Here is a 21,116-nt window from a genome sequence, read left to right as displayed (position 1 = left end):
ACCTCATGAGGCGCGGGGGCGGAGCGGAGGTTGCCGGAGGCGAATGAAGCCGTGGGTGACCACGGCTCCAGGCTAATCGACACTTTAGGGATAATCGCGACGCGGGCGGACCGGTTGCCGGCGCCCGCGGTCTGAAGCGGCTACTCTTCGCATACCTCGATGACTGAGTTTTCGTCACCGAGGGCATTGGGGACCCGCTCGGCGCAAGGGCAGCAACACCACTCGCCGTCTACAACGTACTTGAACTCGTATCGCCCCGGTTCGAGCTCGATCCGAGCGACAAAGACGTCCTCCCCGCGACGGACGCGCTTCATCCGGCGCGCGGACGGATCCCAGTTGTTGAAGTCGCCGGCGATGAAGACCTTCTCGGCCCCCGGGCAGCGAATTTCGAAACGAACATCGGGCACATTTCCCACCTCCTGTAGCGCCCACTGTGGCGGGCAGGGATACAATTCAGTAACCCAGCGTCTTTGAATTATACCGGATTTCCGCGGCGTTTGGAACCTTTTGCGGCCGCCAGGGCGCCATCGGCAATTGGGTGTTTGGTCAGCGAACGCGCGGGGTAAAAGGTTCGAAGAGCCAAGCGAGTAGCGGGGCAGGGACCCGCGATTGCCGTTCGACCCGAGTGGGTTGTACTCTTTGGTTGTACATCGCCGCCGCCGGTGGCAGTGCCTTCCCCCCCCCAGGCACTCCCCGGCGGCGGCGATGATTCCTCTCCCATCCTGGACGCCACCGCCCATTTCCGGTCTTCAACATTGCTCTGCTGTGCGCGCGGGAAAGATTGCGCATTTTTTCTCAAAAAGGGATTGACAGGCAATGAAATGGGTAGTATTGTATCGATAATAAAGTATCGATATAACAATATCGATAAGGAAGCGCGGAAATCTCGCGCGCTTCACCGGGAGAGACATACCATGAAACCTCTTTCAAACCGTTCGCGAGACGCCCGACGTTCCCTGAGAGAACTCGCCGGTACGCTTTACTACGAGGAGGGCCGCCGGGCGATCATGCCCCTCATGGGCTACCCCGGACTGAACCTCACGCGCTCCTCGGTCAAACAGAACCAGTTCAACCACTCAGTCCAGTACCAGAGCATTGCGCGCCTGTACGAGGCCACCCGGCCGGATGCCCTCCTGTTCCTGATGGACCTGTCGGTGGAGGCCAGTGCGCTGGGGCTGCCTGTGCGTTTCCCGCTGGACAATACCCCGACGGTGGAGGGACACGAGGTCAAGAGCCTCGATGACCTGCGCAAGTTCCGGCACGTGGACATCCTGGCGGACGGCCGAGTCATGGTCTATCTCGAGGTCATGAAGCACCTGCGGGCGGGTCTGCCGGTGCCGGTGGGAGCGTACATCACCGGCCCGTACACTCTGGCCGGGCTCATGTGCGATGCCACGCAGCTTGCGATGAACGTGGTCATGGACCCGGAGACTGCCCACGCGGTGCTGGAGTTCGCGGCCCAGACGGTGACGCGCTATGCCCGGGCGCTGTTGGAAAGCGGGGCGGACTTCCTGATGATGCTCGACCCGACGGCGGTCATGCTCGGGCCGAAGCAGTACCGGGAGTTCGCCGGCTCATACGCCCGCGAGGTGATTGGGCTGATGGATGATGCCGAGGTGATCCTGCACATCTGCGGGGATACGGCGCACATCGTCGAGGACATGGCGGCGACAGGTGCGGCGGGTTTGAGCCTGGACAGCCCCATGGACTTCAGCCGGCTGGCTCGCACACTTGACCAGGATACGCTGCTTATTGGCAACATCGACCCGGTGGCCATCCTGCGGGGCAATGAGCAGACGGTGTCCGCGGTGACGCGCGAGCTGCTGGAATCGATGCAGGACGTGCCGGGGTTCATCCTGAGCACCGGCTGCGACCTGCCCCAAGATACGCCGATGGCCAATATCAGGGCGTTCATGGAGACGGGGCGTGCCTGGCGCAGGACAGTTGACGTGGTGGAGACTGCAGTGGTGGACGGTGCGGCCTGTTAGCACACGATTTCGGAACACCCGCGATTTTTGCGATGAAGGAGGGCCGGACAATGAACAAAGTCACAGATGCGATACCGGTACCCGCGTTGAGAAGGCTGCCGTCATATCTGCGGCTGCTGAGGACGCTTCAGGGGCTGGGACGCGAGGTCGTTTCGTGTACTCACATCGCCGAGGAGCTCGGGCTGCAGCCCACCCAGGTGCGCAAGGACCTGCAGGCGACGGGGATCACCGGCAGGCCCAAGGTGGGCTATCCGGTGCAGGCGCTTATTGATGTGATCGAAGACACTCTCGGCTGGCGCAATGCCACCGAAGCCTTCCTGGTGGGCGCCGGGAACCTGGGGAGCGCGCTGCTGGGGTACAGAGGCTTCGAGGAGAGCGGTCTGAACATCGTCGCGGCATTCGACATTGATCCCGCCAAGGTCGGCACGGAGATACATGGCAAGGCCGTGTTGCATCTGGACAAGTTCGCAGACCTCGTCCGACGGATGCACGTGCACATCGGGATCATCACAACGCCGGGCGATCAGGCTCAGGAAGTGGCCGATCTCATGGTGCGCAGCGGGATCAAAGCCATCTGGAATTTCGCACCCGCGGACATTACCGTGCCGGACCCGATCATCCTGGAGAACGTGTCGTTATCAGCGAGCCTGGCTGTGCTGAGCAACCGACTCGAGAACATGCTCCGCTCCGCCGAGCACACAGGAGGACTTGACGATGAGCGCGATTGACCAACCCCTCAGCAACGGTTACGCGACAACGCGAAAGTTCGAGAAAGTCTGCGAGATTCTGGACAGGAATGGGCGCGATCCGGCGAAGCTCATCCCGATCCTGCAGCAGGTGCAAGAGGAGTACCGTTACCTGCCCGAAGCGGTGCTCACATATGTGGCGACGTCCCTGGGAGTGCCCCCGGCGCGGGTGTATGGGGTAGCCACCTTTTACGCCCATTTCACCCTCAAGCCCAAAGGCAAGTATCTAGTCCGCCTCTGCAACGGTACGGCCTGCAATGTGAAGGGCTCCATGGACCTGTTGGACGCTATCAAGAAGCGGCTGGGGCTGGGGGAAGACCAGGACACCACCGGAGACATGCTGTTCACTGTGGAGACTGTTTCCTGCCTGGGCGCCTGCGGTCTGGCACCGGCGATGGTTGTAAATGAAACCGTATATGGCCAGGTGACCCCCGAGAAAGCTGTCAGCATCGTCGAGGACATCCTGGCGGAAGAGGCGAGCGCATGACCCCTCCAGTGACGACTCTTGAAGAGACGGCGGCGGCATACAAGCAGGCGAGCGAGAAGGCAGCACGCAGAGTAGTGATCTGCGGCGGGACGGGCTGCATCGCCAACGGCGCCCTGGACGTGTTCGAGGCCTTCGTGGAGCAGGTTGCCACAGCAGGTCTGAAAGTGGCCGTGGAATTCAATGAGCACACGGATCGCGGCTCGGTGCTCGTCTCCATGAGCGGATGCCAGGGCTTCTGTCAGATGGGCCCGCTGGTGACGGTGGAGCCCGACGGAGTCCTCTACACGCGGGTGCGGCCCGAAGACGTCGCGGAAATCGTCGAGGCCACACTGGTGCGAGGGGAGGTCGTGGACCGGCTCCTGTATGTGGACCCGGTCGCGCACACCCCCTGTAAGGGCACCGCGCAGATCCCCTTCTACCAGCGCCAGACTCGCACAGTCCTCGCGGGCTGCGGGATCATGGACCCGGAAGACATCCGGGAGTACATCGCCAATGACGGCTATGTCGCGGCCCGACGGGCATTCACGGAACTCAAGCCGGAGACGATCTGCGAGGAGATCACACTCTCGGGTATCCGCGGACGCGGCGGCGGTGGATTCCCCACGGGCCGAAAATGGGAGCTGACCCGCATTCAGCCTGAAAGCAAGAAGTACGTGATCTGCAACGGCGACGAGGGCGATCCCGGCGCGTTCATGGACCGCAGCGTCATGGAAGGCGCGCCGCACCGGGTGATCGAGGGCATGATGATCGCCGCCCGGGCAATTGGCGCGGATGAAGGCTACGTCTACGTGCGCGCCGAGTATCCGCTGGCGGTGGCCCGGATGAAGAAAGCAGTGGAAGATGCCCGGGCGATGGGCATCCTGGGCGACAATGTGTTCGGCACAGGCCTGAAGCTGGAGCTCCACGTGATGGAAGGCGCGGGGGCATTCGTGTGCGGTGAGGAGACTGCGCTGATCGCCTCCATCGAGGGCCATCGCGGGATGCCCAGCCCGAAGCCGCCGTTTCCGGCTCAAAGCGGCCTGTGGGGCAAGCCCACGGTCATCAACAACGTGGAGACGCTGGCAACCATCCCCCTCATCCTGAACATGGGCGCGGCGGAGTTCCGGCGGCGCGGGACCGAGAAGTCCCCGGGCACGAAGACATTCGCGCTGACCGGGCATGTGGCTAACACCGGGCTGATCGAGGTGCCCTTCGGCACCACGCTGCGGGAAATCATCTTTGATATCGGCGGCGGGATCACCCGGAAGGACGGGAGCATCGACCCGGAAGGGTTCAAGGCGGTGCAGATCGGCGGGCCGTCGGGCGGATGCCTGACTGAGGAGCATCTCGACCTGCCGCTGGACTTTGACTCCCTGCGCGGTGTGGGGGCGATGGTAGGTTCGGGCGGTTTGGTGGCCATGAACCGCAACACCTGCATGGTGGCCATGGCCCGGTTCTTCATGCAGTTCACCCAGAATGAGTCCTGCGGCAAGTGCGTCCTGTGCCGGGAGGGCACCAAGCAGATGCTGGCCTTGCTGGATGACATCGTGGAGGGCCGGGCAGACCAGGGCACTCTGGACATTCTCGAAAAGTTGGCGGTGGCGGTTCAGAAAGGGTCGCTTTGCGGCCTTGGGAAGACCGCGCCGAACCCGGTTCTCTCCACACTGCGGCATTTCCGGGCGGAGTACGAGGCCCACGTGTTTCAGAAGCGCTGCCCGGCGGGCAAGTGCAAAGCGCTGCTCACGCCGGAGATCGATGCCCAGTTGTGCAAGGGTTGCGGCCTGTGTCTGCGCACCTGCCCGGTGGGAGCAATTTCGGGCGAGCGCAAACAGCCGCATGTGATCGACCCGGCGAAATGCATCAAGTGCGGGGCATGCGTGGCGGCGTGCAAGTTCAATGCGATCTCGGGAGCGATATCATGACCAGCGACAGCTTTGTCACCATCGACGGCCGCCAGATCCCAATCGAGGGCGAGCCGAATCTGCTGGAACTCTGCCGGAAGGCGAACATCGACATTCCCACCTTCTGCTACCACTCGAATCTCAGCGTCTACGGCGCTTGCCGGCTGTGTATCGTGGACATCGAAGGTCGGGGCATTGTCACTTCGTGTTCCACCGCGCCGGAGCCGGGAATGGTCCTTCGCACCAACACTGAAGAGATTCGGGAGATGCGGAAGATCGCGGTGGAGCTGCTCCTGGCGAACCACGACCAGAGTTGCCCCACCTGCGCCCGGAGCAGTACCTGCAAGCTGCAGGGGCTTGCCCGGCGCCTGGGCATCCAGGAAGTGCGTTTCAAGCGAACCGCGAAGGAAGCGCCCATCGACCGCAGTTCGCCCTCGCTGGTGCGGGACCCGAACAAGTGCGTGCTCTGCGGTGACTGCGTGCGGATGTGCTCGGAGGTTCAGGGCATCGGCGCCATCGATTTCGCCAACCGCGGCAGCCAGGTGACTGTCGGGCCGGCTTTCGGCAAGGACCTGAGCGGTGTGGAATGCGTCTACTGCGGCCAATGCGCTGCGGTCTGCCCCACAGGGGCAATCACGCCGAAGTCTGACGTGGATGATGTGTGGAAGGCGCTGGAGGACCCCACCAAGATCGTGGTGGCGCAGATCGCTCCCGCGGTGCGGGTTGCCCTGGGCGAGTGTTTCGGCCTGGATCCGGGCGTGGTGACCATCGGCCAGATCGTGGCAGGCCTGCGGGCAATGGGGTTCGATCGCGTCTACGACACATGCTTCGCGGCGGACCTGACGGTGATCGAGGAGGGCACCGAGTTCCTGAAGCGCTTTGTGAAGGGCGAGAGGATGCCCCAGTTCACCTCTTGCTGTCCGGGCTGGGTAAAGTTTGCCGAGCAGTACTGTCCGGACATGCTGCCGAACCTGTCCTCCTGCCGCTCGCCCCAGCAAATGTTCGGATCGCTGGCCAAGGAGATGCTGCCGGCGGAGTTCAACCGCGAGGCCAAGGACCTGGTTGTGGTGTCGATCATGCCGTGCACCGCGAAGAAGTTCGAGGCCACGCGCCCGGAGTTTGAGAAGGACGGCGTGCGGGACGTTGACTTCGTCTTGACGACCCAGGAGCTTGCCCGCATGATCGAGGGCGCGGGCCTCCAGTTCGGGAAGCTGCAGCCGGAATCCCTGGACCTGCCCATGGGTTTCAAGACGGGTGCGGGTGTGATCTTCGGTAACTCTGGAGGCGTGAGTGAAGCCGTCCTGCGCTACGCTGCCGAGCAGATCAGCGGGGTCAAGATTGAGGCGCCGAACTTTGAGATGGTGCGTGGGACGGACGGTGTGCGCGAAGCCACGCTCAGCATCGCCGGGCAGGAGCTGCGGCTTGCGATTGTGCACGGCCTCGGCAATGCACGGAAACTCGTGGAGCGCGTTCGCAGCGGCGAATGCGAGTACCACCTGGTGGAAGTCATGGCGTGCCCGGGCGGGTGCATCGGCGGCGCGGGACAGCCCATCGCGACCGACGCTGATGTGAAAGCCCGGCGCACCGAGGGCTTGTATATGGCCGACAAGATGCTGCAGCTTCATAAGTCCCAGGAAAATCCGTACGTGGCGAAAGCGTATGAGACCACCCTGGGTGAAGTGGGCGGGGAGAAAGCTCATTCCCTCCTGCACACCCACTACCACAGCCGCAAGCGCATCGCCGACGAGGACATCCCCTTCGTGACGGGCGAGGACCTGCCCAAAGTGCGGGTCCGAGTCTGCGTGGGGACAAGCTGCTTCGTACGCGGGTCTCAGGAACTCCTGAAGCGGTTGATTGGCTACATTGAGGAGAACGGGTTGACGGACCGGGTGGACGTGGGCGCGACGTTCTGCCTCGAGCGCTGCAATCGCGGGCCGTCAGTTGCCATCGGAGACCAAGTCTTTGAGCGCTGCGGGTTCGAGCAGGCGCGGGATGCCCTTGCGGCGCAGTTGGGTGTTGTGGAAGTGGGTTGAGGGACGGATCGGGGACTGGCCTCACCCCCGCGCGTCGGAAACGGGCGGCGGGGCACGGGTCCCCGCCCTACAAACGGCAACGACGCGGCGCGGTACGAGCCCGCGCCCCACAAACGACAGAGGCCAACGGCCGGCGAAGTCGGTAGCGACTGGCATAGCGGAATGGGTGGATGACCGTGGAGAGACAGCAGAGACCCGGACAGATCGTGTTCACCAACAAGGCCCGGTGCCGGGACTGCTACCGGTGCGTGCGCGTGTGCCCGGTGAAAGCGATTCGCATGGAGCATGGCCAGGCATTCGTGGACCCTGACCGCTGCATATCGTGCGGGACCTGCATCCGCGAGTGCCCACAGGGAGCCAAGTCCTTCCGCAATGATGTGGAAAAGGCCGGGGCGATTGTCTCGCAGGGCGGCATGGTTGCCGCCAGCATCGCTCCTTCCTTCGCCGGCGTGCTGTCCGAATGGGAGCGCCGGCGACTGCCTTCAGCGCTTCGGAAGCTCGGCTTCGGCTACGTGGGCGAGACGGCCATCGGGGCATACATGGTTGCGCGGAAGACTGCGGACCTGGTCAATGCAGAGCCAGACAAAGTCCACGTCTGCACCGCCTGTCCGGCTGCGGTGAGTTACGTGGAGCAGTACCGTCCGGACCTGGCAGAGACCCTGACGCCAATTGTCAGCCCCATGCTCGCTCACGCGCGGCATATCAAGGCCAGGTTCGGCCCTGATGCGAAGGTCATCTTCATCGGCCCGTGCGTGGCAAAGAAGGCGGAAGCGGAGCGGCCCGAGCACGCAGGGCTTGTCGATTGTGCGCTGACATTCACCGAGTTGTTCGAATGGCTGGAGCAGCAGGGGATCACGCTGCAGGAGTGCGAGGAGAGCTGGTTCGACGAAGAGCCGGGCGGGAACGCCCGGTTCTACCCCGTGGAGGGCGGGAGCCTGCGCACGGCCGACCTCACCGCGGACCTGCTGGCAACCCAGACCATGTCCGTAAGCGGGTTCGAGGAGCTCAAGGAAGCGCTGGACGAACTGGACAGCTTGGATGATGGCGTGCTCATTGAACCGCTCTTCTGCCCCCAGGGATGCGTGGGCGGACCTGGCATCCGGCGGGAGCAGAACCTTTATGAACGGCGCAGAGAGCTTCTGGAGTTTGCCCGAGAGCACCCCGGGGCACCCACTGAGAGCGCGGCGGTCGATGCCGACCTTTGCACCTGGTACGGGCCCCGCGCGGTGGACGAGGGCGAGCCGATCACCGAGGAGCAGATCCGCGAAGCCCTCGCGCGCACCGGGAAAGTGTCGCCGGAGGATGAACTGAACTGCGGTGCATGCGGCTACGCGAGTTGTCGGGACAAGGCGATCGCGGTCATTCGCGGGATGGCCGAACCGGAGATGTGCATTCCCTATATGCGTCGTCTCGCCGAACAGCGTACCGACCGGATCATTGACACCAGCCCCAATGGTATCGTGATCTTGGACGAGCGGCTCACCATCATCAGCATGAACCCTGCTTTCCGACGGATGTTCATGTGCTCGGACGCCGTGTTGGGGCGAAAGATCTCATACCTGATGGACCCGGACCCCTTCGAGCGGCTCGTGGCCGGGGAGACGGACCTGATTGAGATGGTGGGCAAGCACGACAAGTATGGACTGATCTGCCACCAGATCATCTACCCGCTGCGGGAAGAACGCCAGTATGTGGGCATTTTCGTAAATATCACCCGGAGCCAGACCGACCGCGCGACACTGGACCGCATGCGCAACCAGACCATTGAGCAGGCCCAGCAGCTCCTCGAACACCAGATGCGGATGGCCCAGCAGATCGCCCAGTTTCTCGGGGAGAGCGCGGCCCAGGGCGAGAAGCTGGTGGAGAACCTCATGCGAATGGCCCACGAGGAGGCCGAAGGTGTGGACAAGGAGGCGGAAGATTGGCGACCCGGTACCTCCACGTGGAAATAGCCACCAGCCAGGCCTCGAAGCAGCCGAATGAGCCCTGCGGAGACCTGGTGCGATGGGTGCGCACCCCGGCGGCCACGACAATGGTGTGCGCGGACGGCATCGGCTCGGGCATCAAGGCGAACGTCGCGGCGCAGATCTGTGTGGCCCGGCTCATGGGGCTGCTGGAGGAAGGGTTCAGCCTGCGCCGTGCTTTCGCGAGCCTGGTCACCAGCATTGAGAAGACCAAGACTGACCCGTCCTTATACGTGGCCTTTAGTCTGGCGCGGATCCTCAATGACGGCGAGACCACGGTGCTGTCCTATGAGGCGCCGGGGGCCGTTCTGGTCGCCCGGACGAGCGCGGTTGAGCTGCCAAGGCGGACTGTGGTGGTCGAGGGGGCGATCACGGAAGAGGCAAGCTGTCACCTGGAGCCGGGTGAGGGCATCTTGCTCATGTCCGACGGCGTGAGTCAGGCAGGTCTCGGCGGACGAGTGCCCGGGGGCTGGCAGGTGGAGGGCGCCTGCAGGTACGTGACGGGTCTCCTTGGAGAGGGTATTCGGCCGGCGGATATACCCCAAGCCGTGACCGGACGCGCCGTGCAGTTGAGCGCCGGCACGGCAGGAGACGACACCACGGCGCTCTACGCCTGGTGCCGCGCGGGGAAGACAGTGACAATCCTGACTGGACCGCCCGCAGAGAAGCGGCGGGATCACGAGGTAGCCCACCGGTTCATGGCCATGGATGGGGCCAAGGTGATCTGTGGGGCGACCACGGCGGACCTGGTTGCACGGTACCTGGGGACTGAAGTGAGAATGGACCATGCCTCGCACAGCCTGGTGACTCCGCCCGCGTATATGCTTGATGGCGTGGACCTGGTGACCGAAGGCGCGGTGACGCTCAATCAGTTGTACAATGTTCTCGACGAAGACGATGCGTCCTTCGAGGAGCCAAGTGCGGTCACGGAACTGCACAACCTGCTGCGCTCGGCGGACCGGGTGAACATTCTCGTGGGGCAGGCCCGAAACCCCGCCAATACCCACATCACCTTCCGCCAGCAGGGCATTCTCCCCCGACACAAGATCATCGAACTCCTCGCCGAGAAGCTGCAGGCTGCAGGAAAGCTGGTGGTGATTGAGCGCGTCTAGGCGCAGTGCAGGAGGTGAATTGCGGTCGGGTGTCGAACTCCACGCGGACAGCGGCACATATCGGCCCGGAGGAACCCATACATGTCCATGACCAGTATCGAGCGCATGGTCCAGACGCTGGCCCTGAAGCCCGTGGATCAGACCCCCGTTGCCGTCAGCCCGTGGGGCGCGACGGTGAAACGTTGGCGCGATGAGGGGCACATCGGCCCGGACGAGGACGTACAAGAGCATTTCGGCCAGGACCTGCGCACCGGCGGGTGGCTCAACTCCGTGGCGAAGCTGGACTTCGAGCCGGTGCTCATCGAGGAAACCGACGAGACCATTCTCCAGCTTGACGGAAATGGCGCCAAGTTGCGGCGGCACAAACTGCATGACAGCACTCCGGAACACGTGGACTTCACGGTGAAGGATCGAGCCACCTGGGAGGAGCACGCGAAGCCCTTCCTGGTTGGTTTGGATCGGCGGCGGATCCCCTTCGAAAGCTACCGTGCAGCGAAGCAGTACGCGGCTGAGAAGGAGCGATTCTTTTGCTGGGCCGGGGTGGCGCCCTTCGAGCAGATGCACCCGGTCTGCGGGCATGAGTACATGCTGATGGGCATGGCGCTTGATCCGGACTGGGTCAAGGATATGGTGCAGACGTACACAGACCTGACCATCAACCACCTGGAGGTGCTCTTCGCCGAAGAGGGCAAGCCGGACGGTTTCTTCTTCTACGAGGATATGGGGTTCAAGAACAGACCCTTCATGTCCCCGCAGATGTACGCGGAGATCATCCAGCCCGGACACGCGCGCCTTTTTGACTATGCCCATTCTCTTGGCTGCAAGGTCATCGTGCACTCCTGCGGTTACGTGGAGCCCCTGGTGCCCGGCCTGATCGAAGCGGGGATGGACTGCCTGCAGGCAATGGAAGTCAAGGCGGGCATGGACCTGCCCACGCTCTTCGCGCGCTTCGGGGACAAGATCTCATTCTTCGGCGGTGTGGATGTCCGCTGCCTGATCAGCAATGACCGGGCGCAGATCGACGAGGAGATGGACAAGAAGATTCTGCCGGTGGTTCAGGGCGGCGGCGGATACGTCCTGCATTCAGACCATTCTGAGCCGCCGGAAATCGATTACGAGACAATGAAGTACTTCGTGGAACGCGGCCGGAAACTGGGGCGTGACTAGAACGCTCACATCGCCGCACCCGCCATCATCAGGAGGCAATGGATGCGCACGTTGAAGACACGAGCAACACGGGTATTGATCGCGCTGGTCGGGCTGTCGGTTCTCCTCGTCGGTCTGGTCGGCTGCTCACCTACTTGAGGCGCCTAGTATGGCGCGGTCTGCGCCACATGCCTGAAGTACCCGCTCGAGTCTGAGCGGCGTTTTCCCACAGCCGGTCCAGGGGGGTGTGCCCGCTGGAGTTCACCAGGACACAGCGGCTTATCATATCCACGGCGCTGGCACTTGCCCTCGCGTCGGTGCTCGTCATGTTACTCGCCCGGGGGTGTGGCGGAAGGGACACGGTCACGGTCGACGGTGACCTGCCCGATGCCCCCTCGCCCGCGGAAGGTGCCGTCATCACAGTTCACGTGGTGGGCGCCGTCCGCTATCCGGGTGTCTACCAGTTGGCTGCCGGGAGCCGCATGAACGACGTTGTTGCGGCTGCCGGAGGTTTTGCCGCAGGCGCTGATCCGGCGGCGGTCAACCTGGCGGCTCCTGTGGGCGACGGGCAGCAGGTCTCCGTGCCCGGCCGGCTGAGTGGCTCCGCATACCCGACGCAGGTGGCCTCGGTTCCCGCCGCACAGATGGATTACACGCCGGTCCCACCATCGTCCGGTCAGTCTGTGAGCCAATACGCGACACCGCCAGCTCCGGGTTCAGACTCCGGCGCGTACCGAGCGGCCCCGATGGTTCACGACGCCGGAGCACCCGCGGTTGCTTCGTCCGCGCCTTCACCCTCTCCGGACGCTGATGTTGGCCAGATCCCTCCGGCGAGTTACTCAGGCGGCGCAGGTGATAGTCCCCCTGCATTCCGTGGTCCTGTCAGCCTCAACACCGCTACCGAGAAGCAGCTGGAGGCGCTCCCCGGTATCGGTCCGTCTCTTGCGAAACGGATCATCGCCTACCGCGAGCAGAACGGGCCCTTCCGGCGCATCGAAGATCTGCAGCGGGTCTCGGGCGTCGGGCCAAAGATGCTGATGCGGCTGAGAGGGCAAGTCACACTGTGAACGGGCCGGGGAAGGCAACGGGCGATCCCCCGCTGTGGCTGGAGCTCGCCGCCGCCGTCCGTGGCCGCCCCGTGGTTCTGCTGGCCCTGTGCGTGGCAGGCGGCATTGTGCTGGCCGACGTGCTCTGCGTCTCCCCCTGGTTTTTCCTGCCGGTGCTGGCGGTCGGACTTGTGTTCACTATAGCTGTCAAAGGCCAGAAATTCCCCCGGGTGGGACTGTTCATGGCATCGGTGGCTGTCGGGGCTGGTCTGCATGCTCTGCGAATCACCCCCGGCCCCGGCGACATCTCTCGTCTGGCGGGCCTGTCCGATGTGACCATCCGCGCGACTGTGCTGGAAGACCCGCAAGGACCCTCCTGGCGGCAGTCGATGCCGATACAAGTCCACGGTCTGCGCAGGGGCGATGGGGCCTGGCAGCGGGTGTCCGGCCGGGCGCTAGTGTTCTGCAGCGAGCCGAAAAAGCTCTCGGCCGGGGATCGGGCAGTCTTTTCAGGGGCGGCTATCACACTGCCCGCCGGGCCGACCAACTGGCACCAGCGAGACCGGCGGAGGCATCTTGCCCGGCAGGGCATTCACACGCAGGTGAAAGCAGAGTACGGTGAACGCGAAACCGGCCCGATGCGGCGACCAGCTGCCCTGCGACGGTTCTTCCGCGACGCCATGTCTGAGATGCTCCGGAAGGCCATGCCTGGACGGGATTCTCAGACCCGCCGCAGAGATTCTGATCTTCTCGCGGGAATGGTGTTCGGGCAGGCGGCGGTGGAGCCGAATCGCGATGTGCAGGAGCTGTTCCGGCGTACCGGGACGATTCACGTGCTGGTGGTGTCGGGAGCGCAGCTGTCCATCATCGTCATGCTGATCCTGGTCCTCAATCGCAGCCGCCGGAACCTGTCGCCCTGGCACCTTCCGCTGATACTCCCCTTCCTGGGCTTTTTCGCATTCATCGCCGGTCAGGGGCCCTCAGTATGGCGCGCACTCATCATGTCCAGCGTCTTCCTGACTTGTCTCGTGCGCGGCCGGCCGTACGACTTGGCTTCCTCACTTTCGCTGGCCGCACTGGCGCTGATGATTTCCGATACCGGCAGCGTGTTCGGGGCAGGCGCGCAGATGACGTTTGCGGCAACCATCGGCATCGCATTGATCCTCCCAGCCCGGCGGGCTCCGGAGACCGGGGAGCTGGTGCGTAATCACGGACTCAAATCCGCCGCGCTGGGGACCCTGGGCGCGTGGCTTCTCGTGACCCCGATCCTGATCCACTACTTCAACGGCTTCGCGCTGACGTCCAGCCTGGCCAACCTGATCGTTGTGCCGATCTCGGGCATCGTTGTGGTCGTCGGACTGCTGGCAATCATATTCGGTTTGTTCTCCACCGCTCTATGCACCGCGGTCTGCTGGGTAGGTGCGAAGCTCATCGGCGTGATCGTGTGGACCAACCACCTGTGTGCGCACATTCCCGGCGGGTTTGTCGATCGCATCTCCCTCTCGACCGGGGGGTGCTTGCTCTGGTTGGTCCTGGCGGCGCTGGGCATTCATCTCATCAAGAGCGGACGCCTGCAGTCCGCGTGGCGGAAGGACCCGGCGCGACTGCTGACATGCGCGGCGATCGTCCTCAGCGGTGTGTGCGTGGTGGTGGCCGTGCGCGAACTTTGGCCGCGGTCTGCGCGCATCGTCACCTTCGACGTGGGCGAGGGCCAGTGCTGCCTGCTGGAGACTCCCGAAAGACAGGCGATCCTGCTGGACTGCGGCGGCAGGGGCAAGTGGTCCGCGTATGAGATCGCTCGGGACATTTTGACACCGTATCTCCTGGCGCGGGGGCACCGGCAGATAGACCTCGCGGTGATCAGCCATCCGGACACCGACCACTACGCCGCGCTGGACGACCTTGCGCGAATCATACCGGTCCGGGCGGTTCTCGTGGGGCTTGATGGCGGCGAGGAGACCTTCGGGCAGGTGATAGGGGACCTGCACGCGACGGGATCCGTAGTCCGAGTCGGAGCCCGGGGTACGCGCCTGAGGGCAGGATCGGTGGTCCTGCGGGTGCTGCACCCACCGGCGGACCAGAGAAATCGGGCCCTTTGGAGAGACAACGACCGGTCGCTGGTGGTCATGGCTCGCGGTGACGGTTGGAGCGCCCTGTTCCCAGGCGACGTTGAGAAAGCGGCGATGCGCTGGATGCTGGAGGACCCGAGCCTGATCGGGGAACTGGCCGCGCAGGTGTTCCAGGCCCCGCACCATGGGCGCAGCAGCGCGGACTTGCCGGAGTTCTTCGCGACTGTTGCGCCGCGGGTTGCGGTAGTCAGCCGATTTGGGGAACCCTACGAGCGAAGAGGGCATGAGTCGCTCTCCGCGATCTGTCCCCTGGTGAGGAGTACCGAGGCGTCTGGTGCGGTCTGCGTGGAACTGGGCAGAGAGAAGCTGCGTGTCCGGACGCGCAGACCGCAGAACCAAAGGCCCGGGCGGCGGTGAGCCGGACCCGGGCCTTGCAAAGGGGTGCGCGCAGGGTTACGGGATGATCTTGCTCAGGGGGTACTCGATGATCCCTTGGGCCCCCGCCTGCTTGAGCCTGGGGATCAGAGTACGCACGGTCTTGCGGTCGGTGACAGTCTCCACCGCGACCCATTCCCCATCGGCCAGGGGCGAGACGGTGGGGGTCTTCAGGGCGGGAAGACAGTCGAGCACGGAGGCGAGGTTTTCGGCAGCAACGTTCATTTTCAGGCCCACCTGGGATTCGGCTGCAAGAGCGCCCTTGATGAGCATGACCATGTCCTCGATCTTCTGACGCTTCCACGGGTCGGCCCAGGCTTCCTTGTTCGCGATGAACTTGGTGGTGGACTCGAAGAGCACATCAATGATCTTGAGGTTATTGGCGCGCAGAGTGCTTCCGGTTTCGGTGCCCTCGATGATGGCGTCTACGAGACTGGGGCACTTGGCTTCCGTGGCTCCCCAGGAGAACTCGATGTCCGGCTTCACACCGTGGCTTTCGAAGTAGCGCCGGGACGCGTTCACGAGTTCGGTGGCGACTTTCTTGCCGTCAAGGTCCTTCGGGCCGGCGATGTCGGAACTCTCGTGGACCGCGAGCACCCACTTGTACGGGGTCATGCCGCGCTTGGAGTAGACGAGATCGGCGACCTCGACCACGTCGGCATCCTGTTCCTTGATCCAGTCCAGGCCGGTGAGACCGCAGTCGAGAATGCCGCTCTGGACGTACCCGGGCATCTCCTGGGCGCGCAGGAGGACGCACCAGATCTCCTCGTCATCCATGTACGGGCGGTACTGGCGCTCATCCACGCTCACCCGGAACCCGGCATTCTGGAAGATCTCCATGGTGGCATTCTGAAGGCTGCCCTTGGGCATACCGAGACGCAGGACATTGTCAGACACGAGGCACGTCACTCCTTGGGAGACAGCATAAAACGGGCCGGTCGATAACCGACCAGCCCCTCAGTGCGGCGCATTATAACACAAGGGCGGTTTGGGGGGAACAGCGGGCGCTTATGTCAGCCACTGCCGCCCAGCTTCCGCACTTTCTTCGGTTTCAGCGAGACCGTGGCCACCGATTCCTTCCCGGCGACGGCAGTGACGAGCACATGCCCCTCCAGCGCAGCGCTGTCGTCCTTCGGGTCGTAGTAGGAGGCCGACACCACCCATTCCGCCGGGGGAATGCGGTCCGCGACGAACACGCTTGCGTCCATCGCCTCCCTCCGGGCCCGAATCCAGGATGTGCCCGGCACAGCTGATTCTTGATTCAGCCCCACAGACAGACTGCCCTTGCCGTCTCGGGGGGTGCCCTTGACAATCACTCGAACCGATGCCGGCCACCAGGCCCTGAGAGCGACATGGGTGGTTTTCCCGGGTTGCAGGTTCAGGGCAACCGGCGCCGAGACCATGTCCGGTGCGAACAGGTGCAGGTACCATTGCAGCGGTCCCACGGGGATCTTGGTGAAGCGGAAGGATGGGCTATCCGGCTCGAAAGCAAGGCGCCGGTCAGCGGCGTCTTTCGGCCTGGTCTTGCCCAGTTCATTCCAGCCCTCGACGAGGGGCTCAAATCTTGGCGGCGAAGGCGATGTACTGAGCACCACGCACACGCCGCGTCCGGCGCGGGGATAGCGAGCGCCCACGAGCTCGATGGTGCCCTCCACCGATGCGGGGGCGTCCAGAACGACGGTTGTGGGTTCTGTGGAGGGAAAGCCCTCCGGTTTCCCTTTATACGCGCCGGCCTCGCAGAGCACCGCGACCTCCTCGGCGTTCGGGTCGACCCCGATGATGTGAGCGATTCCCTTCGCGTCGGTGGTGGCCTGGGATGAGCCGCCATCGCGGAATCCGCGCTCTGAGGGTAGCCACCATGAGACGACGACCGGCGTGGACACCAGGGGTTTCTTCGCGCGCGTGAGTATTCTGAGGCTTGCGTCGACCAGCGGGAACACGCGGATGCTGACGCGGGTCGTCTCCCCGGCCTTGGTCATGACGGTGACCGGCGCCACCTGCCTGCAGACATCGGCCGAGACGTGGATCTGCCATTCACCCGGCCGCGCGGACTTCGCCACGAACTCTCCCTTTTCGTTGGGGCCCTGGAAGCGGATACTCTGTCCGTAGCTGCCACGGTCACCCACCGGTTCGGGGGAGCCCTGGGCATGGACATCTGCGTGCAGCTTCACCGGGCCGCTGGGCCCCACGAGGGTGACCACAAGGCGTGCCGGCTTGCCGAGCTTGAGGACCGGGACCAGCAGATCGGAAGCGCCCGTGAACTCCACGGTCTCGACCTGGGAATCCGGTGCCTCACTGCTCTTGGCGACCAGTTGCAGCGAACCCGCGGGAACGTTGTAGAAAGTGTAACAACCGTCCTGGCTGCCGGGGCTGGTTGTGCGTGGCCTCGGCTCGCCGGGAACTCGCAACTCCACCTGGCAGCCGTTGCCCACGGGTTTGCCTTCGAAATCCACCACCTTGCCCTTGACCACGCGCGCCCCCCGGGGCAGGAGGGTGTAGTGTTCGTACTTGTCCAGGTTCTCGGGGGTGATCGTGACCCTCGGGTACTGACTGTCCGGGGTGACCACCATCTCATCGCACCCGCCTTGGAACACCACCAAGAGCGTCCCTGACGCGTCGGTGCGCTCCTGCACGGTGCGTTCGGACCGGGACCGCCCGCGCCGCGTCCGCTGGTGGAGCATGAAGTCGTTCTCACGGCGCGGATTGCGGGACGCGTCTGCGATGGTCCAGTGCAGGGCCCTGTCGCGCTGCCCAAGGACAAGGCGCAGCGGGTCGTCGGAAATCGGTGGGATTGGCGCGATCACAAGGCCGTCCGGGTAGCCGGAGAGCCGGGCGTGGATCGAATGGTAACCGTCGCGGGGAGAGGGCGCTTCGAACTTGCCGTCATCAGTGGGCTGCCAGTCCTTCTGACTTGGATCGATGCCGACTGGAGTGACGGCGACCTTCGCTTTTTTCGCGATAGTTGTCCCATCGGGCAGGTAGACGATGCCGTGGACCGTCCGTCTCGCCGGGCCGAGCACGATGATGACATCGCGGCCGCCGGAGATGGGCAGGCGCAGGTCGCGCTTGGCCGGGGCAAAGCCCGCTTTGCGCACGCGGAGGGTCACATCGCCGGGTGCGAGCTTGCTTACCACATGCCGGGCGCTGCAAGCCTTCCAGTCGCCGGCCTTTGGCTTGTCCTGGCCACGCGTGACGCAGAACTCAGTGGTGCCCGGGCATGAATCCGCCAGGGTCGTCGCGTCAGGGAGCATGACGATGAAGCCGAGCTCGTCCTGGGAGCGTGCTGGTGGCGTTGTAGTTGTGGTCGTGGGCGGTGGGGGAGGGTACGGGCCGGTGGGTCTGGGACGGTAAGGGCGGAGTATGCGTTGAGGCACGCTGCAGCCCGCCAGCAGGCCGGTGAGGAGCAGGACGCCCAGCAGCCAGAATGGGACCGGGCGTGAACACATGATCGCGGTTCCCCCAGGGCAGGGCAATTCCGGCAACTACGCCTCAGGTGTGGGACAGGTTCCTCAACGGCGGACGGCGGCATCACAGCGCTCCCCATCCCCTTCGCAGACGACGATCACAATGAGGGGGTGAAGGGCACAGCACAGGCGTACGGCCGACGCCGTTCATGTGCGCCCCAAGAACGACTAGCGACCGGTGCGGTACGCGCCCGCGCCCCACAGACGGCACGGTGGACGGTCACCGGGGAGGTTACGGCCCTTCGATGCGCCACTCCAGGATGCCGCCCGACCAGTTGGGCTGAAGCTGGACCTCGAGGCGCAGGGCAATCGTCTCGATGGGCTGGAACTCGCAGCGGTTGAGCTGATCTTTCAGGACCCCGTATCCGCTCGCACCTTCGACTTCGCGCCACTGATTCCCCGCAAGATAAAGGACCCGCCAGGACTTCGGCACGCGGCACTGCCCTCCTATGGGCTGGTCGTCGAACCAGTAGACCTCGCAGGCCTTTACCGTGCGGGGCCTGGCGAAGCTGTACTGGACCCACTCGGCAGTACCCCGGTGGTCCCACCAGGTAAAGCGCGGCACGTTGTGGTCGTTGGAGTTGCCCGGCAAGACCTCGTCACTGAGCGCGCCCAGGCTATCATGGACATGGGAAGCGCCGGCGATGATGGTGGCCCCCTCCCACTGCACGGCATCCGGGCCGTCGCCAATGACCGGGAACATGCTAATGCGCAGGCGCGCGCAGCCCATGGGGATGAGGGTCACGGTCTCTTCGGGCTCGGATGAGCGTACCGGGCTGCGCTCCAGCGGTCCGCAGATGCCGCCGACCATGGCCCACTGCGGGATCCTGCGTGCCCTGACCTGCATCTGCACGGGCGCGGTGTCGACGGCGAAGGGTTGGTCTGCGAGGGGGCTCTCGTCGCGACAGAACTGCAGGGAGGAGGCCGGGTCGACACCATCCAACACCAGCCCGTAGTTCCAGGGCGACGCAGGGTAGACCTCATACGCCGACCATTTCTCTTCCTCGCGGTAGGGGCGCCAGTCCTCGGCGATCTTCAGGGAATAGGCCAGAGGCCCGCGATGCACCGAGCATGCGTTTTTCTGGGTCTCCCAGCGCCGGACGCGGACGGACATGGGCAGGTCAAGCTCCACCACATCGCCGGGCTGCCAGGTGCGGGATAGCTGCACCCAGGAACCGGGCTGGGGATTGCCCTCGACGACGAACCCATTGAGAGTGACGCGCGCACCCTCGCACCAGCCCGGGATCCGCAGGAAAAGTGGGAAGGCGGCGGGCTGGTCTGGAGTGATGGTGAAGCGGACGGTCTCGCCGAAGGGATAGTCGGTCTCTTCCACGATGCGCACCGTCCGGCCGCCCGCGGAAGCCTCGACTTCGCAGGGAGCGTAGAGCATTGCCGCGAGACCATCGCTGAGGGTGGCTGCCCAGAGGCTCTCGCAGAAGTACGGCCAGCCCATGGCGGCGTTGTGCTGGCAGCAGCGGAACAGGCGCGGGTCATAGGCCAGCATATTGCCTTCGTTCTGCAGGAAAGGCGCTTTGCTGGTCTGGTCCAGCTGCACCATGTTGGGGGCGGTGAGATAGTGAAGACCCTGCAGGTCGGGGGTCATTGAGGCCGGCAGTGAGTTGAATGCCACGTCTTCGCAGCGGTCGGCCCAGAGCGTATCGCCGGTGATGCGGGTGAGCATCTCATGGCTGCGCATGATCTCCACCATGGAGCAGGTCTCGGCGGCCTGCTGGGGGCCTGTGTAGCCCGGGCGGGCGTTTTCGTCGGCGCCGAACATCCCGCCCGGGACTTGACCGTAAACGCGCATGACAGTGTCGTAGTTGCGGATCGTCGCCTGCAGATAGCGCCGATCGCCGGACTGCACATAAAACTGGGCGGGCTCGCGAAAACACTGGCAGATATTGACCCCGTGCCAGCTTGCCACGGTGCCGGACCAGTCACTGGTGCGCTCGTGGACAATCCGGGCCAGTTCGACGAGCCAGGCCTCCCCGGTCTGATTGTAGAGCCAGTGGATAGTGTCCAGCAGGTCCCCGGCTCGAAGCTTCTGCCAGCTTTCCGGCAGGAATCGCTCGAAGGGCAGAGAGTTGAGCCACCGGCAGTAGTTGAGCATGAAGGTGATAACGCGGTCATCGCCGGTGGCTTCGTGGAAAGTGCGCAGGGCGTCGAGCATAATCATGTTCGGCCACAGGTCGTGCTTGCGCAGGTTGTCTCTCGGGCCGAAGTAGCCGCTCTCGTCCTGACTTGTGAGAGTGGCATCCAGCCACTTGCGGGCTTCGGCGATGATCCGCGGATCATCCAGCGCGTACCCCAGCGAGACATATCCCCTGAGCCAGTAGGGCAGCTCCTCCCAGCCGAACCGGCCTTCGCCGTCTGGACTGGCCCACGCGCTGCCCTCGAACTGGCAGAAGTCGCTGATCTCGGAAAGCCGGCCACAGTAGCCCTCGGCCATGCATTCGAGTTGGTGTCGTAGCCAGCCGCGCGGGGTGACGGACCCCGCGGGGAGCTTGATGAGAGGAGAGGGTAATAGAGGAGCACGATTTGCGGCGTAGGCGGAGTTCGCGCCGACTGTCGGGAGCGTGGGCAGGACAGTCATCATAGGAGCCTCCGGTTGGGCGAAAGCGGCCGGCAGGTGGGCTACAGACGCGAGCAGGAATGTGGCAAAGAAAACGCGTACCATTTTGGCCTGCTTACGCGTTTTGTGCGGGTTAAGCGCCGGTTTTCCTGCTGACCAGCGCACTACTATGGT

14 protein-coding genes are annotated in these 21,116 nt (G+C 64.1%); 10 read left to right on the top strand and 4 right to left on the bottom strand.

Annotated elements, in window-relative coordinates; translation table 11 throughout:
• Positions 1 to 140: 140 nt before the first annotated feature.
• Positions 141 to 740 carry a hypothetical protein gene (locus HPY44_16985; GenBank protein ID NSW57709.1) on the bottom strand — a complete coding sequence of 200 codons (600 nt, stop codon included), beginning with the start codon at positions 738 to 740 and terminating at the stop codon, positions 141 to 143.
• A gap of 174 nt (positions 741 to 914) precedes the next feature.
• Here HPY44_16985 and HPY44_16980 point away from each other — a divergent pair, with 174 nt between their 5' ends.
• The 10 genes from HPY44_16980 (at position 915) to HPY44_16935 (ending at position 14,888) form a co-directional block, all read left to right on the top strand.
• Positions 915 to 1,988, top strand: a complete 1,074-nt coding sequence (locus HPY44_16980; GenBank protein ID NSW57708.1) for a uroporphyrinogen decarboxylase family protein — start codon at positions 915 to 917, stop codon at positions 1,986 to 1,988.
• 50 nt (positions 1,989 to 2,038) lie between these two features.
• Entirely contained in the window at positions 2,039 to 2,716 is a 678-nt protein-coding gene (locus HPY44_16975) for a redox-sensing transcriptional repressor Rex (protein ID NSW57707.1), read from the top strand.
• On the top strand, positions 2,703 to 3,221 hold the full coding sequence (locus tag HPY44_16970; protein ID NSW57706.1) for an NAD(P)H-dependent oxidoreductase subunit E: 519 nt from the start codon (positions 2,703 to 2,705) through the stop codon (positions 3,219 to 3,221). Before HPY44_16975 ends, HPY44_16970 begins: the two co-directional genes overlap by 14 nt.
• On the top strand, positions 3,218 to 5,122 hold the full coding sequence (locus HPY44_16965) for a 4Fe-4S binding protein (GenBank protein ID NSW57705.1): 1,905 nt from the start codon (positions 3,218 to 3,220) through the stop codon (positions 5,120 to 5,122). The genes HPY44_16970 and HPY44_16965 overlap by 4 nt, the downstream gene beginning before the upstream one ends.
• Entirely contained in the window at positions 5,119 to 7,134 is a 2,016-nt protein-coding gene (locus HPY44_16960) for an iron hydrogenase small subunit (protein NSW57704.1), read from the top strand. The genes HPY44_16965 and HPY44_16960 overlap by 4 nt, the downstream gene beginning before the upstream one ends.
• A gap of 176 nt (positions 7,135 to 7,310) precedes the next feature.
• Complete coding sequence (locus HPY44_16955; protein ID NSW57703.1) at positions 7,311 to 9,086, top strand: 4Fe-4S binding protein; 1,776 nt, start codon at positions 7,311 to 7,313, stop codon at positions 9,084 to 9,086.
• The gene (locus HPY44_16950) at positions 9,056 to 10,210 is read left to right on the top strand and encodes a SpoIIE family protein phosphatase (GenBank protein ID NSW57702.1); all 1,155 of its coding nucleotides are present in this window, start codon (positions 9,056 to 9,058) and stop codon (positions 10,208 to 10,210) included. The genes HPY44_16955 and HPY44_16950 overlap by 31 nt, the downstream gene beginning before the upstream one ends.
• A gap of 81 nt (positions 10,211 to 10,291) precedes the next feature.
• Complete coding sequence (locus tag HPY44_16945; GenBank protein ID NSW57701.1) at positions 10,292 to 11,377, top strand: hypothetical protein; 1,086 nt, start codon at positions 10,292 to 10,294, stop codon at positions 11,375 to 11,377.
• 305 nt (positions 11,378 to 11,682) lie between these two features.
• Complete coding sequence (locus HPY44_16940; GenBank protein ID NSW57700.1) at positions 11,683 to 12,423, top strand: helix-hairpin-helix domain-containing protein; 741 nt, start codon at positions 11,683 to 11,685, stop codon at positions 12,421 to 12,423.
• Positions 12,420 to 14,888 carry a ComEC/Rec2 family competence protein gene (locus HPY44_16935; GenBank protein ID NSW57699.1) on the top strand — a complete coding sequence of 823 codons (2,469 nt, stop codon included), beginning with the start codon at positions 12,420 to 12,422 and terminating at the stop codon, positions 14,886 to 14,888. The genes HPY44_16940 and HPY44_16935 overlap by 4 nt, the downstream gene beginning before the upstream one ends.
• 36 nt (positions 14,889 to 14,924) lie before the next feature.
• Here HPY44_16935 and HPY44_16930 read toward each other — a convergent pair whose 3' ends face one another.
• The 3 genes from HPY44_16930 to HPY44_16920 form a co-directional block, all read right to left on the bottom strand.
• Positions 14,925 to 15,776 carry an ATP phosphoribosyltransferase gene (locus tag HPY44_16930; protein NSW57698.1) on the bottom strand — a complete coding sequence of 284 codons (852 nt, stop codon included), beginning with the start codon at positions 15,774 to 15,776 and terminating at the stop codon, positions 14,925 to 14,927.
• Between the two features lie 143 nt (positions 15,777 to 15,919).
• On the bottom strand, positions 15,920 to 18,352 hold the full coding sequence (locus HPY44_16925) for a carboxypeptidase regulatory-like domain-containing protein (GenBank protein NSW57697.1): 2,433 nt from the start codon (positions 18,350 to 18,352) through the stop codon (positions 15,920 to 15,922).
• Between the two features lie 250 nt (positions 18,353 to 18,602).
• Positions 18,603 to 20,966: a glycoside hydrolase family 127 protein gene (locus HPY44_16920; protein NSW57696.1), complete on the bottom strand. Its 2,364-nt coding sequence runs from the start codon at positions 20,964 to 20,966 to the stop codon at positions 18,603 to 18,605.
• Between the last annotated feature and the right edge of the window lie 150 nt (positions 20,967 to 21,116).

The sequence above is a fragment of the Armatimonadota bacterium genome (genome assembly GCA_013314775.1).
Taxonomy (GTDB): Bacteria; Armatimonadota; Zipacnadia; order Zipacnadales; family JABUFB01; genus JABUFB01.
Note: the sequence above shows the minus strand (reverse complement) of the source record. Positions and strands in the feature narration are given on the sequence as shown.

Bases quoted from the DNA above. Each gene is read 5' to 3' on its own strand.
- HPY44_16945 (NSW57701.1), top strand. From the start codon at position 10,292: ATGTCCATGACCAGTATCGAGCGCATGGTCCAGACGCTGGCCCTGAAG.
- HPY44_16960 (NSW57704.1), top strand. From the start codon at position 5,119: ATGACCAGCGACAGCTTTGTCACCATCGACGGCCGCCAGATCCCAATC.
- HPY44_16920 (NSW57696.1), bottom strand. From the start codon at position 20,966: ATGATGACTGTCCTGCCCACGCTCCCGACAGTCGGCGCGAACTCCGCC.
- HPY44_16970 (NSW57706.1), top strand. From the start codon at position 2,703: ATGAGCGCGATTGACCAACCCCTCAGCAACGGTTACGCGACAACGCGA.
- HPY44_16985 (NSW57709.1), bottom strand. From the start codon at position 740: ATGGGCGGTGGCGTCCAGGATGGGAGAGGAATCATCGCCGCCGCCGGG.
- HPY44_16925 (NSW57697.1), bottom strand. From the start codon at position 18,352: ATGTGTTCACGCCCGGTCCCATTCTGGCTGCTGGGCGTCCTGCTCCTC.
- HPY44_16940 (NSW57700.1), top strand. From the start codon at position 11,683: ATGTTACTCGCCCGGGGGTGTGGCGGAAGGGACACGGTCACGGTCGAC.
- HPY44_16965 (NSW57705.1), top strand. From the start codon at position 3,218: ATGACCCCTCCAGTGACGACTCTTGAAGAGACGGCGGCGGCATACAAG.
- HPY44_16975 (NSW57707.1), top strand. From the start codon at position 2,039: ATGAACAAAGTCACAGATGCGATACCGGTACCCGCGTTGAGAAGGCTG.
- HPY44_16980 (NSW57708.1), top strand. From the start codon at position 915: ATGAAACCTCTTTCAAACCGTTCGCGAGACGCCCGACGTTCCCTGAGA.
- HPY44_16930 (NSW57698.1), bottom strand. From the start codon at position 15,776: ATGCCCAAGGGCAGCCTTCAGAATGCCACCATGGAGATCTTCCAGAAT.